The organism is Streptomyces sp. NBC_01390 (genome assembly GCF_045040105.1).
GTDB lineage: Bacteria > Actinomycetota > Actinomycetes > Streptomycetales > Streptomycetaceae > Streptomyces.
In genome coordinates this window covers 7,174,524-7,190,110 of record NZ_CP109551.1, presented here as the reverse complement: position 1 = coordinate 7,190,110, position 15,587 = coordinate 7,174,524, and the positions used below count along the sequence as shown (strand labels likewise).

Genomic DNA, 15,587 nt, shown 5'->3' with positions numbered 1-15,587 from the left:
TGTCGGTGGGAGGTGCCGATGCCGGCGGTGCGCTCAGCGCAGGGAACGGAAGGTGGTCCGGACTTCGTCGACGAAGAGTGCCGGTTGTTCCAGGGCCGCGAAGTGCCCGCCCGCCTGGGGCTCGTTGAAGTGGACGACGTTGCTGTAGCGGCGTTCCACCCAGCGCTGGGACTTCCGGACGTGCTCCTTCGGGAACATGCTGAATCCGGTAGGCAGTGCGATCGGTGCGGCGGTGTTCGGCGCGGCGGGCCCCGACCGTGCCATTTCCCAGTAGGTCCGCGCAGAGGACGTCCCGGCGTTGGGGAGCCAATAGAGCATGATGTCGTCGAGCAGCTCGTCCAGGGTGAATGACGCTTCCGCGTCCCCCGGCGTGCCGCACGTGTCCTGGAACATCGCGTAGATCCAGGCAGCCAGGCCGATGGGGGACTCCGCGAGGGAGTAGCCGATGGTCTGAGGGCGGGTTGCCTGCTCCTTGGCGTAGCCCGAGAGGTTCTCCCAGAAGTAGGCCGCGCTGTCGAGCATTGCCTGCTCATGCTCGGTGGCGTCCCGGATCTCGTCGGGCGTCGGCGGGAACATGGCGAAGTTGAGGTGCAGCCCAACGCATCCGTCGGGGGCCTTGCGGCCGATCTCGTCGGTGACCGCGCATCCGAGATCGCCGCCCTGGGCGCCCCATCGCCGGTAGCCGAGCCGCTCCATCAGCGTGATCCAGGCATCGGCGACCCGGGGGAATCCCCAACCGGGTTCCGTAGGCCGGTCGGAGAACCCGAATCCCGGCAGCGACGGCACCACGAGATGGAAGGCGTCCCGTGGGTCACCGCCGTGGGTCGCGGGATCGGTCAGTGGGCCGATGACCTTGTGGAAATCGAGGACGGAGCTGGGCCACCCGTGGGTCATGACCAGCGGCAGGGCGTCCGGCTCGGGCGAGCGCACATGGAGGAAGTGAATGCCCAGACCATCGATGACGGTGCGGGACTGGCCTAAGCCGTTGAGGGTCTTCTCGCACCGCCGCCAGTCGTAGGCGTTGAGCCAGTAGTCGTGCAGCGCGCGGAGTTTCGCCAGCTGGGGTCCCTGGCTGGTGTCCGGAACGGTCTCTGGATCGGGCCACCGGGTGCGGGAAAGCCGCTCGCGCAGGTCGGTCAGCTGTTCTTCCGGCACGGTCAGGGTGAAGGGTTCGATGAGTTCGAGTTCGGGCATGGGGCGTGCTCCTTACCGGCGGTGCCGTGCCGACTGCGGCGCGGGTGGATTCAAGAGGGGGGCGGAATCCGGTGGTTCAGAGGGTGTCGGGCTGACGGGTCCGTTCATCGGTGACAATCTCGGGCACCGCGTCCAGGACCTCCTGGAGCCAGGCGATCTCGGCGCGCAGCCTGTGCGCACTGTGACTGACCGCCAGTGCCTCGCTCACCGTCAGGTAGCCGCCGTCGATGGCGTTGGCATTCAGCGCCTCGGTGTCCGAGAGCATGGAGGCGAGTTCATCCAGCCGGGATGCGATCACCGCGTGGAGCTCGTCCAGCTTCTCCGGGTCCAGGCGGGTGAGGGCCAGGTCGAACGGGTCCGGCTTCATCCAGATGTGGCGCAGACTCTCCAACTGGAGTTCCTTGAGACGCAGCCGCCCTTCACCGGTGATGCCGTACACCTGACGCTCGGGCAGATTGCCCTCCTTCTCGGTCCTGACCTCTTCGAGCAGGCCCTCAGCCAGCAGGCGCTTGATCGCCTGGTACAGGCTGCCCACGGACACGTCCGTCCACAGGTGCAGATGTTCCCGCTCGGCCTGGAGGCGCACCCTGTGCCCGTGCATCTCGCCGTTCCTCGCGAACGTGTCGAGGATGAACAACCTGATCGATGACATACGACTACTCTTGCATGAGTACTCATTCATAGGCAACTGGTCGATGTGCTGAACGGTGAGCGATTTCCAGCACGGGCGCGTCGAGGACTTCACCTCGAAGGCGAACACCGCGGACGCTCGTCCGAGCCCGCGCAGGAGGGAAACAGTCACAGGTCAGCCCTGGTACGGCCCCTACTCCTCTTCCGGGCCGGGGCCTGGGCAGCCTTCCTCAGCGGTGTGAAGGGCCGGCGAACCGGTGTACTGACCGCCGCCCGGCGGATCCGTGCGGGTCTCAGGACATGGTGCCTCGGCACACCGTTCCCTCGGCTGGGGTGCGGCCCGTGTGGAGGTACTGGTTGACGGACTTCGTGACGCAGCGGTTCTGCGGGTATGTGCCGTGGCCCTCCTCCTCGGCCGTCAGGAGCACGCCGACACCGTCGCCCAGGGCGCGGGCCATGTTGCGGGCGCCGGGATACGGGGTGATCGGGTCGCCGGTGCCGCCGACCACCAGGACGGGGGCCGCGCCGTCGGCGTTCACCTGGGGCGTGACGCGCTCGCCGTCGAACGGCCAGTCGTAACAGAGGTAGACGCCGCTGGACCAGGCCGTGCCGAAGACGGGTGAGGCGGCTTCGACGCGGACCGCGTCCCTGTCGAGGCGTTCGAAGCCAGGGCGCAGGCTGGAGTCCGCGCAGGTGATCGCGACCAGGGCGGCGCGGCTGCTCTCGCTCGGGGCCGGCGCGCGGTCGGCGGAGCCGAGGTCGTCCGCGCCTTTGCTCAGCGGACCGCCGTCGTTGTGGTCGATCAGCGCGGTGAGGGCCTTGGCGAGCGGCGACCAGCCGTCCGTGCCGAGAAGGAGATGGTCGTTGACGCCGTACGCGAGGCCGTCGGCGTCCAGGTTCCGTCCGCCGCCGGCCGGGGCGGGCTTCTTCTCCAGGCGGTCGGCCAGGCGTGCCATGCGTCGCGCGGCCTCCTCGGGCCCGTCGCCGGTCGGGCAGTGGCGGATACGGGCCGCGCAGTGCGCAGCGAACCGGTCGAACGCCGCCTGGACCGCCTTGACCTGCGACACCTGCCCCTCGGCGAGGTCCTCGGTCGGATCGACGGACGCTTCGAGGACGAGCCGCCCGACGTGCGACGGGTACAGGTGGGCGTAGACCGCGCCGAGCGCCGTTCCGTACGAGACGCCGAAGTAGTGCAGCCGCCGGTCGCCGAGGAGGTAGCGCATCAGGTCGAGGTCGCGCGCGGTGTGCGAGGTGCCGACGTACGGGAGGAGCGCCCCGGAGTGCTCGGCGCAGGCGTCGGCCCCGTCGTAGCCGGTGTCGTCCGCGGTCTTTCCGCAGCGCACGGGGATGGTCGCGCCGACGCCGCGCGGGTCGAAGGAGACCAGGTCGTAGCGGTCGAGGAGCGGCTTGTACTGGTGGATTCGTACGGGCAGTCCGCTCACGCCGGACACGCCGGGGCCACCGAAGTTGAGGACGAGCGAGCCGATGCGCCGGGCGTTCGGGCCGGTGGCCTTACGGCGGATCAGGGCGACGTCGATCGTCCTGCCAGCTGGTTTCCGGTAGTCGAGGGGGGTCTTCATGACGGCGCAGTCGTAGCCCGTGCGCGCGGTGGGCGGCGAGGTGCAGCGGGACCAGCGGAGGTGCTGGCCGGTGGTGAGCGCGGTGGGCAGACCGGCGGGCGGGTTGTTCGCGGTGAACTCCGTACGCGGCTCCGCACTTTGGCCGCGAGCATCGCGCTGGAGCCAGGCGGCGACGGCCCCGAACGCGACGAGGAAGACCCCGGCGATGATCAGCGCACCGACCGAGAGGCCCGGTCTGCGGCTTCGTATCGGATATGCGTCACTCATCGAAATCCCCGCGCTCCCGCCCCTGGCGTACAAGCCGTCCACGGCAGCAGCTCAGCTCCTGGCGTCACGGATCCCCAACCCGGTGAACCTATACGGTCACAGCACTGGCCGAAGCCGAACGCCGAGGGATGGGGGACGAGTTGCCGACGTTCCACGGCTCACCTGCCGAGCACTGGATCAACATGCGGATCACGAACCCCATCAAGTGGACCTTCGCGACCGTCCGCCCCGGGACGGAGTTCACCGAAGGCGAGGGCAGCCACCCTGCCGCGCGCGCGACCGCGACCCCGAGCGCGTTCAAGCTCGTCGAATCCGACCAGGCCCGCCGGCGCCCCGCGACCGCACCTCGCCCCGTCGCTCCCGGCCGGGCAGACGCCCCCTTCGAACGCGGTCACCTCGTCGAGCACCCCGAGGCGGTGGCCGCGTGAACCGGCCGACGCACGGGACGTTGCACCACGTCGAGATCTGGGTGCCCGACCTCGACCGCGCACTCGCCTCGCTCGGCCGGCTGCTGGCGACGCTCGGCTACACCGTCTCCCAGAGCTGGGCCACCGGCCGCAGTTGGCTGCTCGGGCCGACCTACATAGTCCTCGAGCAGTCTCCCGCCCTCACCGCCGACCGACACGACCGCCGTCGCCCCGGCCTCAACCACCTCGCGTTCCACGTCGAGGACGCCGCCACTGTCGAGCAACTGGCCCTCGACGCCGCCCGCAACGGCTGGCGCCTGCTCTTCCCCGAACTGCACCCGCACGCCGGCGGCGAACAGCACTACGCCGCCTACCTGGAGAACGACGACGGCTTCGAGGTCGAACTCGTCGCCATCAGCCCGCCCGAACGAATGCGGGATCAGCTGCTCCACAGTTATTGACGACTACTCCCCGCCCGCAACTCCCCCTTGACCACCTTCCCCCCGGCGTTCCGAGGCAGGCCGGACACGAACTCCACCGCCCTGGGCACCTTGTAGTTCGCCATCTCCCGTCGCGCCCAGGCGATCAGGTCGTCCGCCGTGAGCGACACCCCCGGCCGCCGCACCACGTACGCCTTGCCGACCTCCCCCAGCCGTGCGTCCGGTACGCCGATCACCGCCACGTCCGCCACGTCGGGATGCAGTCCGAGCCGCTGCTCGATCTCCGCCGGGTACGCGTTGAAGCCGCCGACGATGAACATGTCCTTGAGACGGTCGGTGATCCGCAGGTTGCCGTCGGCGTCCAGCACTCCCACGTCCCCTGTCCTCAACCAGCCGTCCCCCGTGATGACTTGGGCCGTGCTCTCCGCGTCCTCGAAGTACCCGCGCATGACGTTGAAGCCGCGCACCAGCACCTCCCCGGGCTCACCCACCGGCGCCTCGACCCGGACCTCCGTCCCCGGGATCGCCTGCCCCGACGTCGACGCGATCACCGGTGCCGCGTCGCCCCGGCGGCACATCGTGACGATGCCGCTCGCCTCGGACAGGCCGTACGCCGTCAGGACGGTGGACACGCCCAGCTCCGTGCGCAAGCGTTCCACCAGCCGCAACGGGACCACCGCAGCCCCCGTCACCACCAGCCGCAGCGTCGACAGGTCGTACGCGTCCCGGGACGGGTGGTCCAGGACGGACTGCAGCAGCGTCGGCGGGCCGGGCAGAACCGACACCCGCTCCGCCGCCACGTTCGCCAGCACCGTGTCGACGTTGAACACCGGCTGCGGGATCACGGTCGCGCCCCGCATCAGGCACGCCAACACCCCTGCCTTGTAACCGAAGGTGTGGAAGAAGGGGTTCACGACGAGATAGCGGTCGCCCTCTCGCAGCCCCGCCAACTCGCTCCAGATCTCGTACGCGCGCAACGACTGCGCGTGCGTGATCACGGCCCCCTTCGGCCGGCCCGTCGTGCCCGAGGTGAAGACGATGTCCGAGGGGTCGGGGCCCCTGACCGCCTCCGCCCGCGCCTGTACCACCCCCGCGTCCACGCCGTCCCCGGCCGCCAGGAAGTCCTTCCAGGTACGGAACTCGGCGGGCGCGTCCTCCCCCAGCACCACCACGTCCGTCAGCTCCGGGAGTCCTGGGAGCGGTCCCTCGCCGTCCCCCTGTCCCGCCGCCCTCCGCAGCGAGGCCACGTACGACGTGCCCAGGAACGTCCCCGTCACGAACAGCAGCCTCGTCCGGCTGCGCGCCAGTACGTACGCCGCCTCCGAGCCCTTGAAGCGCGTGTTCAGCGGTACGAGCACCGCGCCCGCCGAGACCGCGCCCAGCGCGGACACCATCCAGTCCAGGGAGTTGGGCGCCCAGATCGCCACCCGGTCACCGGCCTCGACCCCGCTCGCGACGCAGGCCGCCGCCGCGCGCTCCACCCGCGCGCCCAACTCCGTGTACGAGATGCGCGTACGGCCGTCCACGACCGCCTCGGTGTCGCCGTATCGCTCCGCCGCCGCCCGGACCAGCCTCGGAATGCTGCCCCACTCCACGTCACCGCGCACCGCGCGCCTCCCCACAACACCTCACCGCACAAGAGCTGACTGACCGTCAGATTAGCTGTAACCTGACGCCCTGTCAGCAGCCGGGCACGCGTGCGGAGGTGTGTGCAGACATGGCAGTCGACCCACCAGTTACGGCCAGAAGCAGGGGCGCCACCGGCGCCCCCGACATCGGCGTCATGGCTGCCGGTATCAAAGACGCCACCGCCATCGCCGGGATCGGGCAGACCCCCTTCGCCCGGCAACTGCCCGAGGACGAACGGACATTGGCGTGCCGGGCCATCCTCGCCGCGCTCGACGACGCGGGCATCGCGCCCACCGAGGTCGACGCCCTCGCCTCCTACACGATGGAGGAGACCGACGAGGTCGAGGTCGCCAAGGCGCTCGGTCTCGGTGACCTCACCTTCTTCTCCAAGGTCGGCTACGGCGGCGGCGGTTCCTGCGCCACCGTCGCCCATCTCGCCGCCGCGATTGCCACCGGGCAGGCCACGGTCGGCGTCGCCTGGCGGTCGCGGAAGCGGGGCTCCGGGCCCCGGCCGTGGCGGAACACCAGCGCCCAACTCCCCACCCCCGCCCAGTGGACGCGCCCCTTCGGGCTTCTGCGCCCCTCCGACGAGATCGCGATGCTCACGCGCCGCCACATGCACGAGTACGGCACGACCCGCGACCACCTCTTCAACGTCGCCCTCGCCTGCCGCAACCGGGCGAACCAGAACCCGGCCGCGATCATGTACGACCGTCCACTCACCCGCGAGATGTACATGACCTCGCGCTGGATCAGCGAGCCGCTATGCCTCTTCGACAACTGCCTGGAGACGGACGGGGCGTTGGCCTGTGTCGTCGTGTCGGCGGAGCGGGCGCGTGACTGCCGCCGGGCCCCCGTCTACATCCACTCGGCCGCCCAGGGCCTGCCCGCCCAGCACCACGGCATGGTCAACTACTGGAACGACGACCCGCTGACCGGCCCGGCCTGGACAGCCGCCCGACACCTCTGGAAACACGCCGACTTCACCCCGGACGACGTCCATGTGGCCCAGATCTACGACGCGTTCACCGCCCTCATCCCCCTCTCCCTGGAGGGCTACGGCTTCTGCGGACGCGGTGAGGGCGGCGCCTTCACCGAGGGGGGCGCCCTGGAGAGCGGCGGCCGGCTGCCGATCAACACCGGCGGGGGCGGTCTCAGCGAGGCGTACGTCCATGGCTTCAACCTCATCACCGAGGGCGTACGGCAACTGCGCGGCACCAGCACCGCACAGGTCCCGGGAGCCTCCACCTGCCTGGTCACCGCCGGTGAGGGTGTGCCCACCTCCGCCCTTCTGCTGAGGAGTTGAGAGATGCTGACCCCTGTGGTCGACGAAGACGGCGCCCCCTTCTGGGAGCACGCGGCCCGGGGTGAACTCCGCGTCCAGACCTGCGCCGACTGCGACGAACCCCGCTTCCCGCCCCGCCCGTGCTGCCCGCACTGCCAGTCCTTCGCGAGCGAGTGGCGCCCGGTCAGTGGACGCGGACGCGTCTGGTCGTACGTCGTCCCGCACCCCCCGCTCCTCCCGGACTACGCCGAGCTGGCCCCGTACAACGTGATCGTCGTCGAGCTGGCGGACGCACCGCGCATCCGGCTGGTCGGCAACCTGGTCACCGGCCCCGACGCTCCCCTCAACTCCCTGCCCCTCGACCGGATTCGCATCGGCGCGCGGGTGCAGGTCGTCTTCTCCTCGACCGGGCTTCCGCAGTGGATCCTGGAGCGCCCGTGAGCCTGCGCATCGCGACCGACAAGGAGACCGGGGTCGCCGTCGTCACCCTCGACCGGCCCGAGAAGCTCAACGCCCTCGACCTCACCACCGCCGCCGAACTGGCTTCCACCTGGCGGGACTTGCGTTTCGACGACACCGTACGGGCCGTCGTGCTCACGGGCGCCGGGACGCGCGCCTTCTGTACCGGCCTCGACCGGACAGCGACCGTTCCGCAGCCCGACTCGCCCTACATGGTGGACGATCCGCTGGAGAGAATCGGCCCGAAGACGAACGACCTCTGGAAGCCGGTGATCGCCGCAGTGAACGGTATGGCGTGCGGCGGCGCCTTCTATCTCCTCGCGGAGTCGGAGTTCCTCGTCGCCGACCCGAGCGCGACCTTCTTCGACCCGCACACCACGTACGGCATGGTCAGCGCGTACGAGACGATGGGCATGGCGCAGCGGATGCCGTACGGGGAGATCGCGCGCATGGCGCTGATGGGAACGGCGGAGCGGGTGTCGGCGGCAAGGGCGTACGAGATCGGGCTGGTGAGTGAAGTCACCTCGCCCGGTGGGTTGTTGGCGGCTTCCGTGGAGCGCGCCCGGGTCATCGCGTCGTATCCGACGGAGGGCGTGCAGGGCACGGTGCGCGCGGTGTGGGCGGCGAAAGAGGCGGCCCGCGCACACGCCCTCGCGTTCGCCCCGCACCTCGTCAGGCTCGGCAACCTCCCGGGCGACCGCCAGGCGGAGCTGTTCGCGGCCAGAACCCCGGATTTTCGATTGCGATAGCAACGCATATTCTCGCAACATGGATGAGCACCGCACAGTGGATGAGCATCACGCAGGGGCCGGGGCCGGAAATGAGGCAGGGGCCGGGAGCGGGACCGGGGCGGGGGCCGAGAACCGTCCGGTCGTCGCGCACCGCATGGTCGAGGTGAACGGCGTCCGGCTGCACATCGCGGAGGCGGGCGAGGGGCCGCTCGTCGTGCTGCTGCACGGCTTTCCCGAGTCCTGGCACTCCTGGCGCCACCAGTTCGGCCCGCTGGCCGCCGCCGGTTTCCGGGTCGTCGCCCCCGACCAGCGCGGATACGGCCAGAGCGAACGCCCCGAGGACGTGTCGTCGTACAGCATCCTGCACCTGGTCGGCGACGTGGTCGGGCTGATCCGGGCGCTCGGCGAGGAGACGGCGTACGTCGTCGGCCACGACTGGGGAGCGCCGGTGGCCTGGCACACCGCGCTGCTGCGTCCGGATGTCGTGCGCGGGGTGGCGGGCCTGAGCGTGCCGCCGCCGTTCCGGGGCGACCGCCGGCCGCTGGGCGTGATGGAGGCGATGTTCGGGGGCCGTTTCTACTGGAACCACATCAACCGCTCGCAGGCGGTCGACGCCGAGCTGGCCCGCGACCCGCGCACCACCCTGCGCAGGATGCTGTACGCCTTCTCCGGCGACAACCCCGAGTCGGGCACGGGCAGGCAGCCGCTGATCGAGCCCGGCCAGGGATGGCTGGACACGATGCCCGACCCGGAGAAGCTCCCGGACTGGCTCACGGAGGCTGACCTCGACTCCCTCACCGAGGGCTTCGCGGGCAGCTTCACCGGCGCCCTCAACTGGTATCGCAACATCGACCGCAACTGGGAGCTGACGTCGGCCTGGCACGGGGCGGTGGTCAGTCCGCCCGCGTTGTACGTGTACGGCGACCGGGACCTGGTGCCGGCGTTTCCGGGCACGCCCCAACTCATCGAGCGGCTGCCGGAGTTGATGCCGAACCTGCGGCGCGCTCCGATCCTGCTGGAGGGCTGCGGCCACTGGACGCAGCAGGAACGGCCGAACGAGGTCAACGCGGCACTGGTCCCGTTCCTCACGGAGTTGAGGGACGCCACCAGCCAGGAGCGGCCGAACACGAAGGGAACCCCTGTCGATGAGCAGGGGTTCCCTTCGTGATCGGCGTGTTCGGCGTGATCGCGAGGAGGCAGGGCTAGAGCTTCCGCAGCTTCGTGGTGAAGACCTGGGCCGCGACCTTGTCACCCAGGGTGAGGCCGTCCTCGGCGTCCCACGGGAAGTGGACGCCGAGCCAGACCCTGCTGTAGGCATCCTCGTTGGCCGCCGCGCTGAAGCTGGTGAAGTGGCGGGAACGCACCGGCGACTGGGGCTCGTCGGTCGTCAGGTCGAAGGCGATGTTGTCGCTTCCGAAGTAGCGCTTCATCACTCCGGCCCAGGCCCCGCCGAACGTCGCGTGCCCCGATGCCCAGGCCGGGAAGCACGGGTTGACGTTCACGCCCGCCCGGGTCTTCAGCAGCGGCTTCCACTCCGGGTCGAGCCCGCCTTCCCGGATCGCGGACACCGGCCGCCACAGGTCGATCGGCGTCAGGAACTTCACGTCCCGTACCGCGATCCCGGAATCGGCCATGGCGAGGGAGACAAGCGCGAACAACCGGGCGTTCTCGTACGTGTTCAGGTTGCGGGCCTGGGAGACCTCGCGGGTCGCCTGCAGCAACTGGCCCGGCGGCTTGTAGGTGCCGTCCTGGTCGTTGGCCCAGAACCAGGCCGCCGCCTCCTGGTCGGGGGTCCGGTTGACGACGGGTGTACGCGCGGTCGGTTTGTCGGCGCCGGCCGACCGCACCGCCTCGACCTGGGCCTTGTAGGCGTCGCTGGCCAGCAGCTTCTCGTACGTCCCGTAAAGGCCCGGGGTCGCCGGGCGGAACTGCGAACCGGAGGTGAGGGAGAACGGCTTCACCTGGCCCCAGAACGGTGTGACGGCCTGGCTGTCGCGTTCGCAGGAGGGATCGGGCATGTCCGGGTAGCTTGTGGGCCGCCACGCGCCCGGCTTGTTGTCGCCGACGTACACCTGATCGTTGTCGGAGCCGTCGCCGTTGCGCGCGTCCCTCATCTGCGTGACCATGCGGTTGACCACCGTGATGTCGAGCAGGTCGAACCCGGTCGGCTCGCTACCGAACCGCTCACGGAACTTCGAGTCGAGGAACTGCGTCTGGTTCCTGCCGTACAGCCCCAGCAGGATGTTGTACGCCGTACGGCCGATCACCCGCTCCTCCTCGTCGGGACCCTCGACCCAGCCGTCGTACTTCTGAGCGGAGATGTACGGCTCCGAGGTGATCTTGCCCTTCCACTTCAGCTGGTACGAGCTCTCCGCGTCGTAGATCGCCGCGTTCAGCATCGCCGCGGACCGGGACATCGGTCCCGGCCCGCCCCCCTCACGCCGGATGACCTGGAGCAGGACGTCGTTCCAGTAGAGGACGGGATCGACGATCTGCTGGGGCGGCAGCGCCGCCCGCGCGGGCTGTGAAGTGACGGTGAGCACGCTGCCGGTGGCGGCCAGCACCGCCGCCGTGGCCAGCACCCGGCGCCACGTCCTCATGCTCGGCCGGACGGATCTGGTGCTCACGGAGCCGGAGTTCACGGATCTCGCCATGTTCATGGGCATGCCAATCTCCTGTCAGGGTGTGAAGACGCTGGTCGTGCGGTCCTGCCCCTCCGGGCCGGTTCTCGACTCTCCCGCCGACCGCGCAACTCCCCGGCGGTGGCGCGGCAGCTGGAACGCCCCTCGGACGCGTATGCGTCGTGGTGCTGGTCCAGGACGCTACGGGCGGGCCTCGGGCGTCGTCGTCCCACGCTGGTTGGCACTCCGGGCCGATCCGGCGTGGTAGTCGCCCGGTTCCTGCAACTTTCGCGGTACCGCGAAAGTCTGACGCAGGGCGCGGGCCGTGGTCGTCGCGTATGAACCGGGACTCGTGACCCCGGGCGGACAGCGCTCGGCGACTTTGCCATCTCTTTACAACCTGTCCGGCCGCCGGGTCGTCTCTCCGCTCGATCCTTCACAGCCCGCCCAGCCCAACCAGCCCTCCTCCGGGCTCCGTTGGGGGCGGACCGACGAAAGAGAGCGATTCCATGCGCCGTACCGTGCGCCGTACCGTCCTCAGCGCCGTGGCACTCGCGGCCACCGCCGTACTGGCGGGCACCGCACCCGCGTTCGCCGACGGCACCAGCCCGACCCCGTCCGCCTCCACCGCGCCGACCGAGGCCACCCCCGTGCCGAGCGCCGAACCGACCCAGACACCGGCGACCGAGGCAGACAGCCCGGCGCCCAGTGAGGCCCCCACCACCGACGCCGACGCCAGCCCGTCCCAGGTCGCCGCGGTTCCGGCCGGCGCGCCCAACACCGGGGTGACGCCGACGTCGACGGACTCCGGAACGCCGGGGGCCCTGATCGGCGGAGGCGCTGCCGCCGCGTTCGCCGTGGCCGGCGCCGCGGTGATCGTCGTACGCCGTCGGCGGGCGACCGGAGCGTGACCGTGCTCTCCAGGCGCGCGTTCGGCACGGGGGCCACGGCTGCCGCGGCCTCGCTGCTCGTGGGTTGCTCCTCCGGCGCCGGGGGCGTACGGACGACGGGGACCGCGAGTCCCGACGCCGTCGCGTCGCAGTCGACCGCCGGCCGGCACACCTCCGCGCAGTCCGCGAAGTCCGGCCGGGCGGTGGGCCGTTCGGCTCCTGTCCGGCTCAGCGTCCCCGCCATCGGGGTCGACACCCCGGTCATGCGGCTGGGGCTGGCCTCCGACGGCACGGTGCAGGTCCCTCCGATCAGCGACCACGACCAGGCCGGCTGGTACGAGCACTCGCCGACGCCCGGCCAGACCGGCCCGTCGGTGATCCTCGGCCATGTCACGGTCGGCGCGTACGGGGACGGCGTCTTCCGCGGCCTCTCGCGGCTGCGCCGGGGCGAGAAGATCGTGGCGCGTCTGGAGAACGGCACGGAGACGGAGTTCACGGTCACCTCCGTGCGGACGGTGGCCAAGGCCGACTTCCCGACGAACGACGTCTACGGCAACGTGAGCCGGCCCGAGCTGCGGCTCATCACCTGTGGTGGCCCCCGGGACGAGGACGGCTACCTCGACAACGTGATCGTCTTCGCCGCGCTGACGTCGTCGACGATCCCGTGAGCACACTGGACCAACTGGACCACCTGGACCACCTAGAACACAGAGAACGGCGGGCCGCCGGAACGTACGCCGTCGGCCCGGCGTCCTCCCCCACGAGTGCCACGACGGTGGCAACAGGCCCATGGAGAGCGTTGAAACGGTCCCGCGAGAAAGCGGCGGCAGCTTCCGAGCTGTTCGCCGCCCTCTACCCGCGCCTGGCCGGCTGGTGCCGCCGTCTCGTCGACGACGACGAGACGGCCCACGAGATCGCCTCGGAGGCGTTCACGCGTCTGTGGGCCCGCTGGACGTCCGTGGAGGAGCCGCGCGGCTTCCTCTATGTGACGGCGGCGAACATCGTCCGGGACCACTGGCGCAAAATGGAGCGCGAGCGAAAGGCCATGCGGCACGTGACCACGGAAGCGGCACTGCGCAGCCACGCGGAGCCGTCGGACCCGTCCGTACGTCTCCTCGTCCAGTCGTTGCCGGAACGACTGCGTGTGCCGATTCTCCTCCACTACTACGCTGACATGCCCATCCGGGAAGTGTCCGCGCTGACCGGACGCAAGGAAGGAACCATCAAGGCCGACCTCCACGCGGCCCGTGAACAACTCCGTGCCCACCTGAGGAAAAGTCTTGACCACACGCTTTGACGACGACGAAGACCCGGAGTTCGACCCCATCGGCGCGGACCACGACCCCGACGACCCGCTCCTGATCCTCCTCGGGCCCGCGTCCGCGTCCGCCCCCGCCTACCTGGGTGCTCCCCCGGGCCGCTACGAGGAGATCCGCCGCACCGCGACCCGCCGTCGCCGCACCCGCGCCGCGGCCGGAGTGGGCGTGGCCTGCACCATCGCCGCCCTCATCGTCCTCCCCCTCAACCTGACGACGGGCTCCGAGTCCCCCCGCTCCCCTACGATCCCCATGGCCCCGCCCGTCTCGACGATCCCGGCGACGCCGGTTCCCTCACCGGCACAGTCCAGGGCGATCTCCCCCGATCCGGCCACCGCCATCCCCTCCGAGGGGGCCGACGAGGTGCCCCCCACCGAGCCCACGCCCGAGCCCACCCAGGAGCCCCACCGCGACGTCGAGCCGTCCCTCGCCCCGCCCGACCACACGCCCGTGCCGACCCCGGCGGCCTCGACGAGCCCGACCACGGCGGTGGAAGCACCCACGACGAACAGCGACGCGAGCACGGCGGCGCAGGCCAGCAACTCGGCGCAGGACAGCACGACCGCGCCGTAGAGCGGGACAGCTCCGTAGAGCGGAAACGCCTGTCACCGGTTGGCGTCCGTCACCGGTCGGCGCGTGGCAGCAGTCCCTTGTGGGCGAGGCCGCCGAGCCAGACCGCGGAGGGCTTGGGGGTGCGTTCGAAGGTGTCGGGGTTGACTGGGCCTTCCTGAGGGGAGTTCGGGTCAGCGCGGGGACGGGCCGGGCCAGACGGCCGAGGCGTCGTCGCGGTGCGGGTCGGGCAGCCGCACCGGGCGGACGGGGACGGTGTGTCCGTGTCCTTCGGTGACGGCGGTCCAGGGGGCGGGGTACCCGGAGTAGCACAGCGTGGTGAGGACGAAGACGTTGTCGGCGTAGACCTCGACGTATTCGCCGACGGTGAGGATGCGCAGGGTGGTGGCGGGGTCCGTCAGGACGGTCTCGCCGAGCCGGTTCCCGTCGGGGCCGGTGATCCAGAGGTTCTTGCCGTCGCAGCCCACGGCGAGGGCGGGACGGTCGCCGTCCGGTGTGTCCGTGCGCAGGGTGATCTCGACCGGCCCGGTGATGCCGATGTCGCCGACCGCGTGCGGGGTGGGGCGGTCCGTCTCCTCGCCGAGCCAGCCGTCCAGGCCTGGCCACCATTCCAGTCGGGGGGCCGAACTCTCGCTCACGACAAGGGACTTGGGCTGGGCGAGCATGCCCCGGCAGCGTTCGCCGGTGTCGCTGAGGCCGATGCGCCGGGGCGTGGTGTGCAGGACGACGCGCGAGCCGTCGGGGGCGGGGACGACCCGGGGGGCATACGAGCCGGTCGGGCCGAGCGGGCCACGGCGGGTCCAGGGACCCCTGAGGCGAGGGGCGGTCCACGACTCGAAGCCCCGGGTGGCGCCGATCGAGCCGAGCAGCAGCCAGGTCCCGTCGTCGAGGCGCTCCAGGACCGGGCACTCCAGCTCGTCGACGTCACCGGGTGAGATCAGCGGCGGGTGGACGGTCCAGTGCTCCAGGTCGTCGGAGGTCGCCAGGGCGACACAGCCGCCGACCTCGACGGGGAGGGAGGCGTCACTGGCACAGACGACCATGACCCAACCGCCCGTACCGTCCGTACCGCCCATGTCCTCCGTCTCGTCCTCGTCGTCACGTACGACGAACGGGTCGCGCCAGCCCATCTGCTCACCGGTGCGGTACCAGCGCGGATCCGCCTCGACGACCGGCCCGGTGCCGTGGCGCCGCCAGCCCGTGCCGTCCGTGCGGTCGGAGTACGCCAGCCCGACCGACTGCAGCGGCCAGCCGCCCGGCGTGAGACCGGAGACACCGGTGTAGAACATCGCCATTCCGTCGCCGTGCGGGATCGGATGCATGGTCCACACCGCCTGCTGGTCGAAGCGGCCCGGCAGACCGTTGCCGAAGGCGGTGCCCTGCGGCTCCCAGTGGACCAGGTCGGTGGAGGTGGCCCGGCCGTAGGAGGTCTCCATCCGCAGATGGTCGAACTCCGGCGTCCAGGGCCCCTGCAGATGCAGCACCGCGTACGTGCCGCCCTCCTCGCGCAGGACGGCGAAGTCGTTCACGCAGAGGCCGGGCGGGGCGTATCGCATGCACAGGTCCTG

Annotated in this window: 16 protein-coding genes; 10 read left to right on the top strand and 6 right to left on the bottom strand. The window is 70.7% G+C overall.

Annotated features, from left to right (window positions below; all coding sequences use genetic code 11):
* Positions 1–33: 33 nt before the first annotated feature.
* The 3 genes from OG241_RS32440 to OG241_RS32430 all read right to left on the bottom strand — a co-directional run bounded on the left by OG241_RS32440 (position 34) and on the right by OG241_RS32430 (position 3,671).
* The gene (locus tag OG241_RS32440; RefSeq protein WP_405820327.1) at positions 34–1,194 is read right to left on the bottom strand and encodes an epoxide hydrolase family protein; all 1,161 of its coding nucleotides are present in this window, start codon (positions 1,192–1,194) and stop codon (positions 34–36) included.
* A 76-nt stretch (positions 1,195–1,270) separates the two neighbouring features.
* Positions 1,271–1,846: a PadR family transcriptional regulator gene (locus OG241_RS32435; RefSeq protein ID WP_405820325.1), complete on the bottom strand. Its 576-nt coding sequence runs from the start codon at positions 1,844–1,846 to the stop codon at positions 1,271–1,273.
* A 271-nt stretch (positions 1,847–2,117) separates the two neighbouring features.
* Entirely contained in the window at positions 2,118–3,671 is a 1,554-nt protein-coding gene (locus OG241_RS32430) for an alpha/beta hydrolase (RefSeq protein ID WP_405820323.1), read from the bottom strand.
* 128 nt (positions 3,672–3,799) lie between these two features.
* Here OG241_RS32430 and OG241_RS32425 point away from each other — a divergent pair, with 128 nt between their 5' ends.
* Entirely contained in the window at positions 3,800–4,099 is a 300-nt protein-coding gene (locus tag OG241_RS32425; protein ID WP_405820321.1) for a hypothetical protein, read from the top strand.
* Positions 4,096–4,539, top strand: a complete 444-nt coding sequence (locus tag OG241_RS32420; RefSeq protein WP_405820319.1) for a VOC family protein — start codon at positions 4,096–4,098, stop codon at positions 4,537–4,539. Before OG241_RS32425 ends, OG241_RS32420 begins: the two co-directional genes overlap by 4 nt.
* On the opposite strand, the gene OG241_RS32415 is transcribed toward OG241_RS32420, so the two are convergent.
* A complete protein-coding gene (locus OG241_RS32415) occupies positions 4,533–6,125 on the bottom strand; it encodes a FadD3 family acyl-CoA ligase (protein WP_405820317.1) in 1,593 nt (530 codons plus the stop codon). The genes OG241_RS32420 and OG241_RS32415 overlap by 7 nt on opposite strands.
* A gap of 176 nt (positions 6,126–6,301) precedes the next feature.
* Here OG241_RS32415 and OG241_RS32410 point away from each other — a divergent pair, with 176 nt between their 5' ends.
* From OG241_RS32410 to OG241_RS32395, 4 genes are all read left to right on the top strand, one after another.
* A complete protein-coding gene (locus tag OG241_RS32410) occupies positions 6,302–7,453 on the top strand; it encodes a lipid-transfer protein (RefSeq protein WP_405826522.1) in 1,152 nt (383 codons plus the stop codon).
* A gap of 3 nt (positions 7,454–7,456) precedes the next feature.
* A complete protein-coding gene (locus OG241_RS32405) occupies positions 7,457–7,873 on the top strand; it encodes a Zn-ribbon domain-containing OB-fold protein (protein WP_405820316.1) in 417 nt (138 codons plus the stop codon).
* Positions 7,870–8,640, top strand: coding sequence for an enoyl-CoA hydratase/isomerase family protein (locus OG241_RS32400; RefSeq protein WP_405820314.1), 771 nt, complete (start codon positions 7,870–7,872; stop codon positions 8,638–8,640). The genes OG241_RS32405 and OG241_RS32400 overlap by 4 nt, the downstream gene beginning before the upstream one ends.
* 136 nt (positions 8,641–8,776) lie before the next feature.
* A complete protein-coding gene (locus tag OG241_RS32395) occupies positions 8,777–9,790 on the top strand; it encodes an alpha/beta fold hydrolase (RefSeq protein ID WP_405826520.1) in 1,014 nt (337 codons plus the stop codon).
* Positions 9,791–9,824: 34 nt separating this feature from the next.
* Here the strand turns inward: OG241_RS32395 and OG241_RS32390 are convergent, their stop codons facing one another.
* Complete coding sequence (locus OG241_RS32390; RefSeq protein WP_405820312.1) at positions 9,825–11,288, bottom strand: vanadium-dependent haloperoxidase; 1,464 nt, start codon at positions 11,286–11,288, stop codon at positions 9,825–9,827.
* Positions 11,289–11,764: 476 nt separating this feature from the next.
* Here OG241_RS32390 and OG241_RS32385 point away from each other — a divergent pair, with 476 nt between their 5' ends.
* The 4 genes from OG241_RS32385 to OG241_RS32370 all read left to right on the top strand — a co-directional run bounded on the left by OG241_RS32385 (position 11,765) and on the right by OG241_RS32370 (position 14,022).
* On the top strand, positions 11,765–12,154 hold the full coding sequence (locus OG241_RS32385; RefSeq protein ID WP_405826518.1) for a sortase-dependent protein: 390 nt from the start codon (positions 11,765–11,767) through the stop codon (positions 12,152–12,154).
* Positions 12,151–12,801 (top strand): class F sortase, encoded by a 651-nt coding sequence (locus tag OG241_RS32380; RefSeq protein ID WP_405820310.1) that lies wholly within the window; start codon positions 12,151–12,153, stop codon positions 12,799–12,801. Before OG241_RS32385 ends, OG241_RS32380 begins: the two co-directional genes overlap by 4 nt.
* Before the next feature lie 131 nt (positions 12,802–12,932).
* Positions 12,933–13,430: an RNA polymerase sigma factor gene (locus OG241_RS32375; RefSeq protein ID WP_405820308.1), complete on the top strand. Its 498-nt coding sequence runs from the start codon at positions 12,933–12,935 to the stop codon at positions 13,428–13,430.
* Positions 13,414–14,022 carry a hypothetical protein gene (locus OG241_RS32370; RefSeq protein WP_405820307.1) on the top strand — a complete coding sequence of 203 codons (609 nt, stop codon included), beginning with the start codon at positions 13,414–13,416 and terminating at the stop codon, positions 14,020–14,022. Before OG241_RS32375 ends, OG241_RS32370 begins: the two co-directional genes overlap by 17 nt.
* 170 nt (positions 14,023–14,192) lie before the next feature.
* Here OG241_RS32370 and OG241_RS32365 read toward each other — a convergent pair whose 3' ends face one another.
* The gene (locus tag OG241_RS32365; protein WP_405820305.1) at positions 14,193–15,575 is read right to left on the bottom strand and encodes a mucin-1; all 1,383 of its coding nucleotides are present in this window, start codon (positions 15,573–15,575) and stop codon (positions 14,193–14,195) included.
* Positions 15,576–15,587 lie beyond the last annotated feature (12 nt).

Coding starts and splice junctions, on each gene's coding strand:
- OG241_RS32440 (WP_405820327.1), bottom strand. CDS start 1,194: ATGCCCGAACTCGAACTCATCGAACCCTTCACCCTGACCGTGCCGGAA.
- OG241_RS32435 (WP_405820325.1), bottom strand. CDS start 1,846: ATGTCATCGATCAGGTTGTTCATCCTCGACACGTTCGCGAGGAACGGC.
- OG241_RS32430 (WP_405820323.1), bottom strand. CDS start 3,671: ATGAGTGACGCATATCCGATACGAAGCCGCAGACCGGGCCTCTCGGTC.
- OG241_RS32425 (WP_405820321.1), top strand. CDS start 3,800: ATGGGGGACGAGTTGCCGACGTTCCACGGCTCACCTGCCGAGCACTGG.
- OG241_RS32410 (WP_405826522.1), top strand. CDS start 6,302: ATGGCTGCCGGTATCAAAGACGCCACCGCCATCGCCGGGATCGGGCAG.
- OG241_RS32405 (WP_405820316.1), top strand. CDS start 7,457: ATGCTGACCCCTGTGGTCGACGAAGACGGCGCCCCCTTCTGGGAGCAC.
- OG241_RS32395 (WP_405826520.1), top strand. CDS start 8,777: ATGGTCGAGGTGAACGGCGTCCGGCTGCACATCGCGGAGGCGGGCGAG.
- OG241_RS32390 (WP_405820312.1), bottom strand. CDS start 11,288: ATGCCCATGAACATGGCGAGATCCGTGAACTCCGGCTCCGTGAGCACC.
- OG241_RS32365 (WP_405820305.1), bottom strand. CDS start 15,575: ATGCGATACGCCCCGCCCGGCCTCTGCGTGAACGACTTCGCCGTCCTG.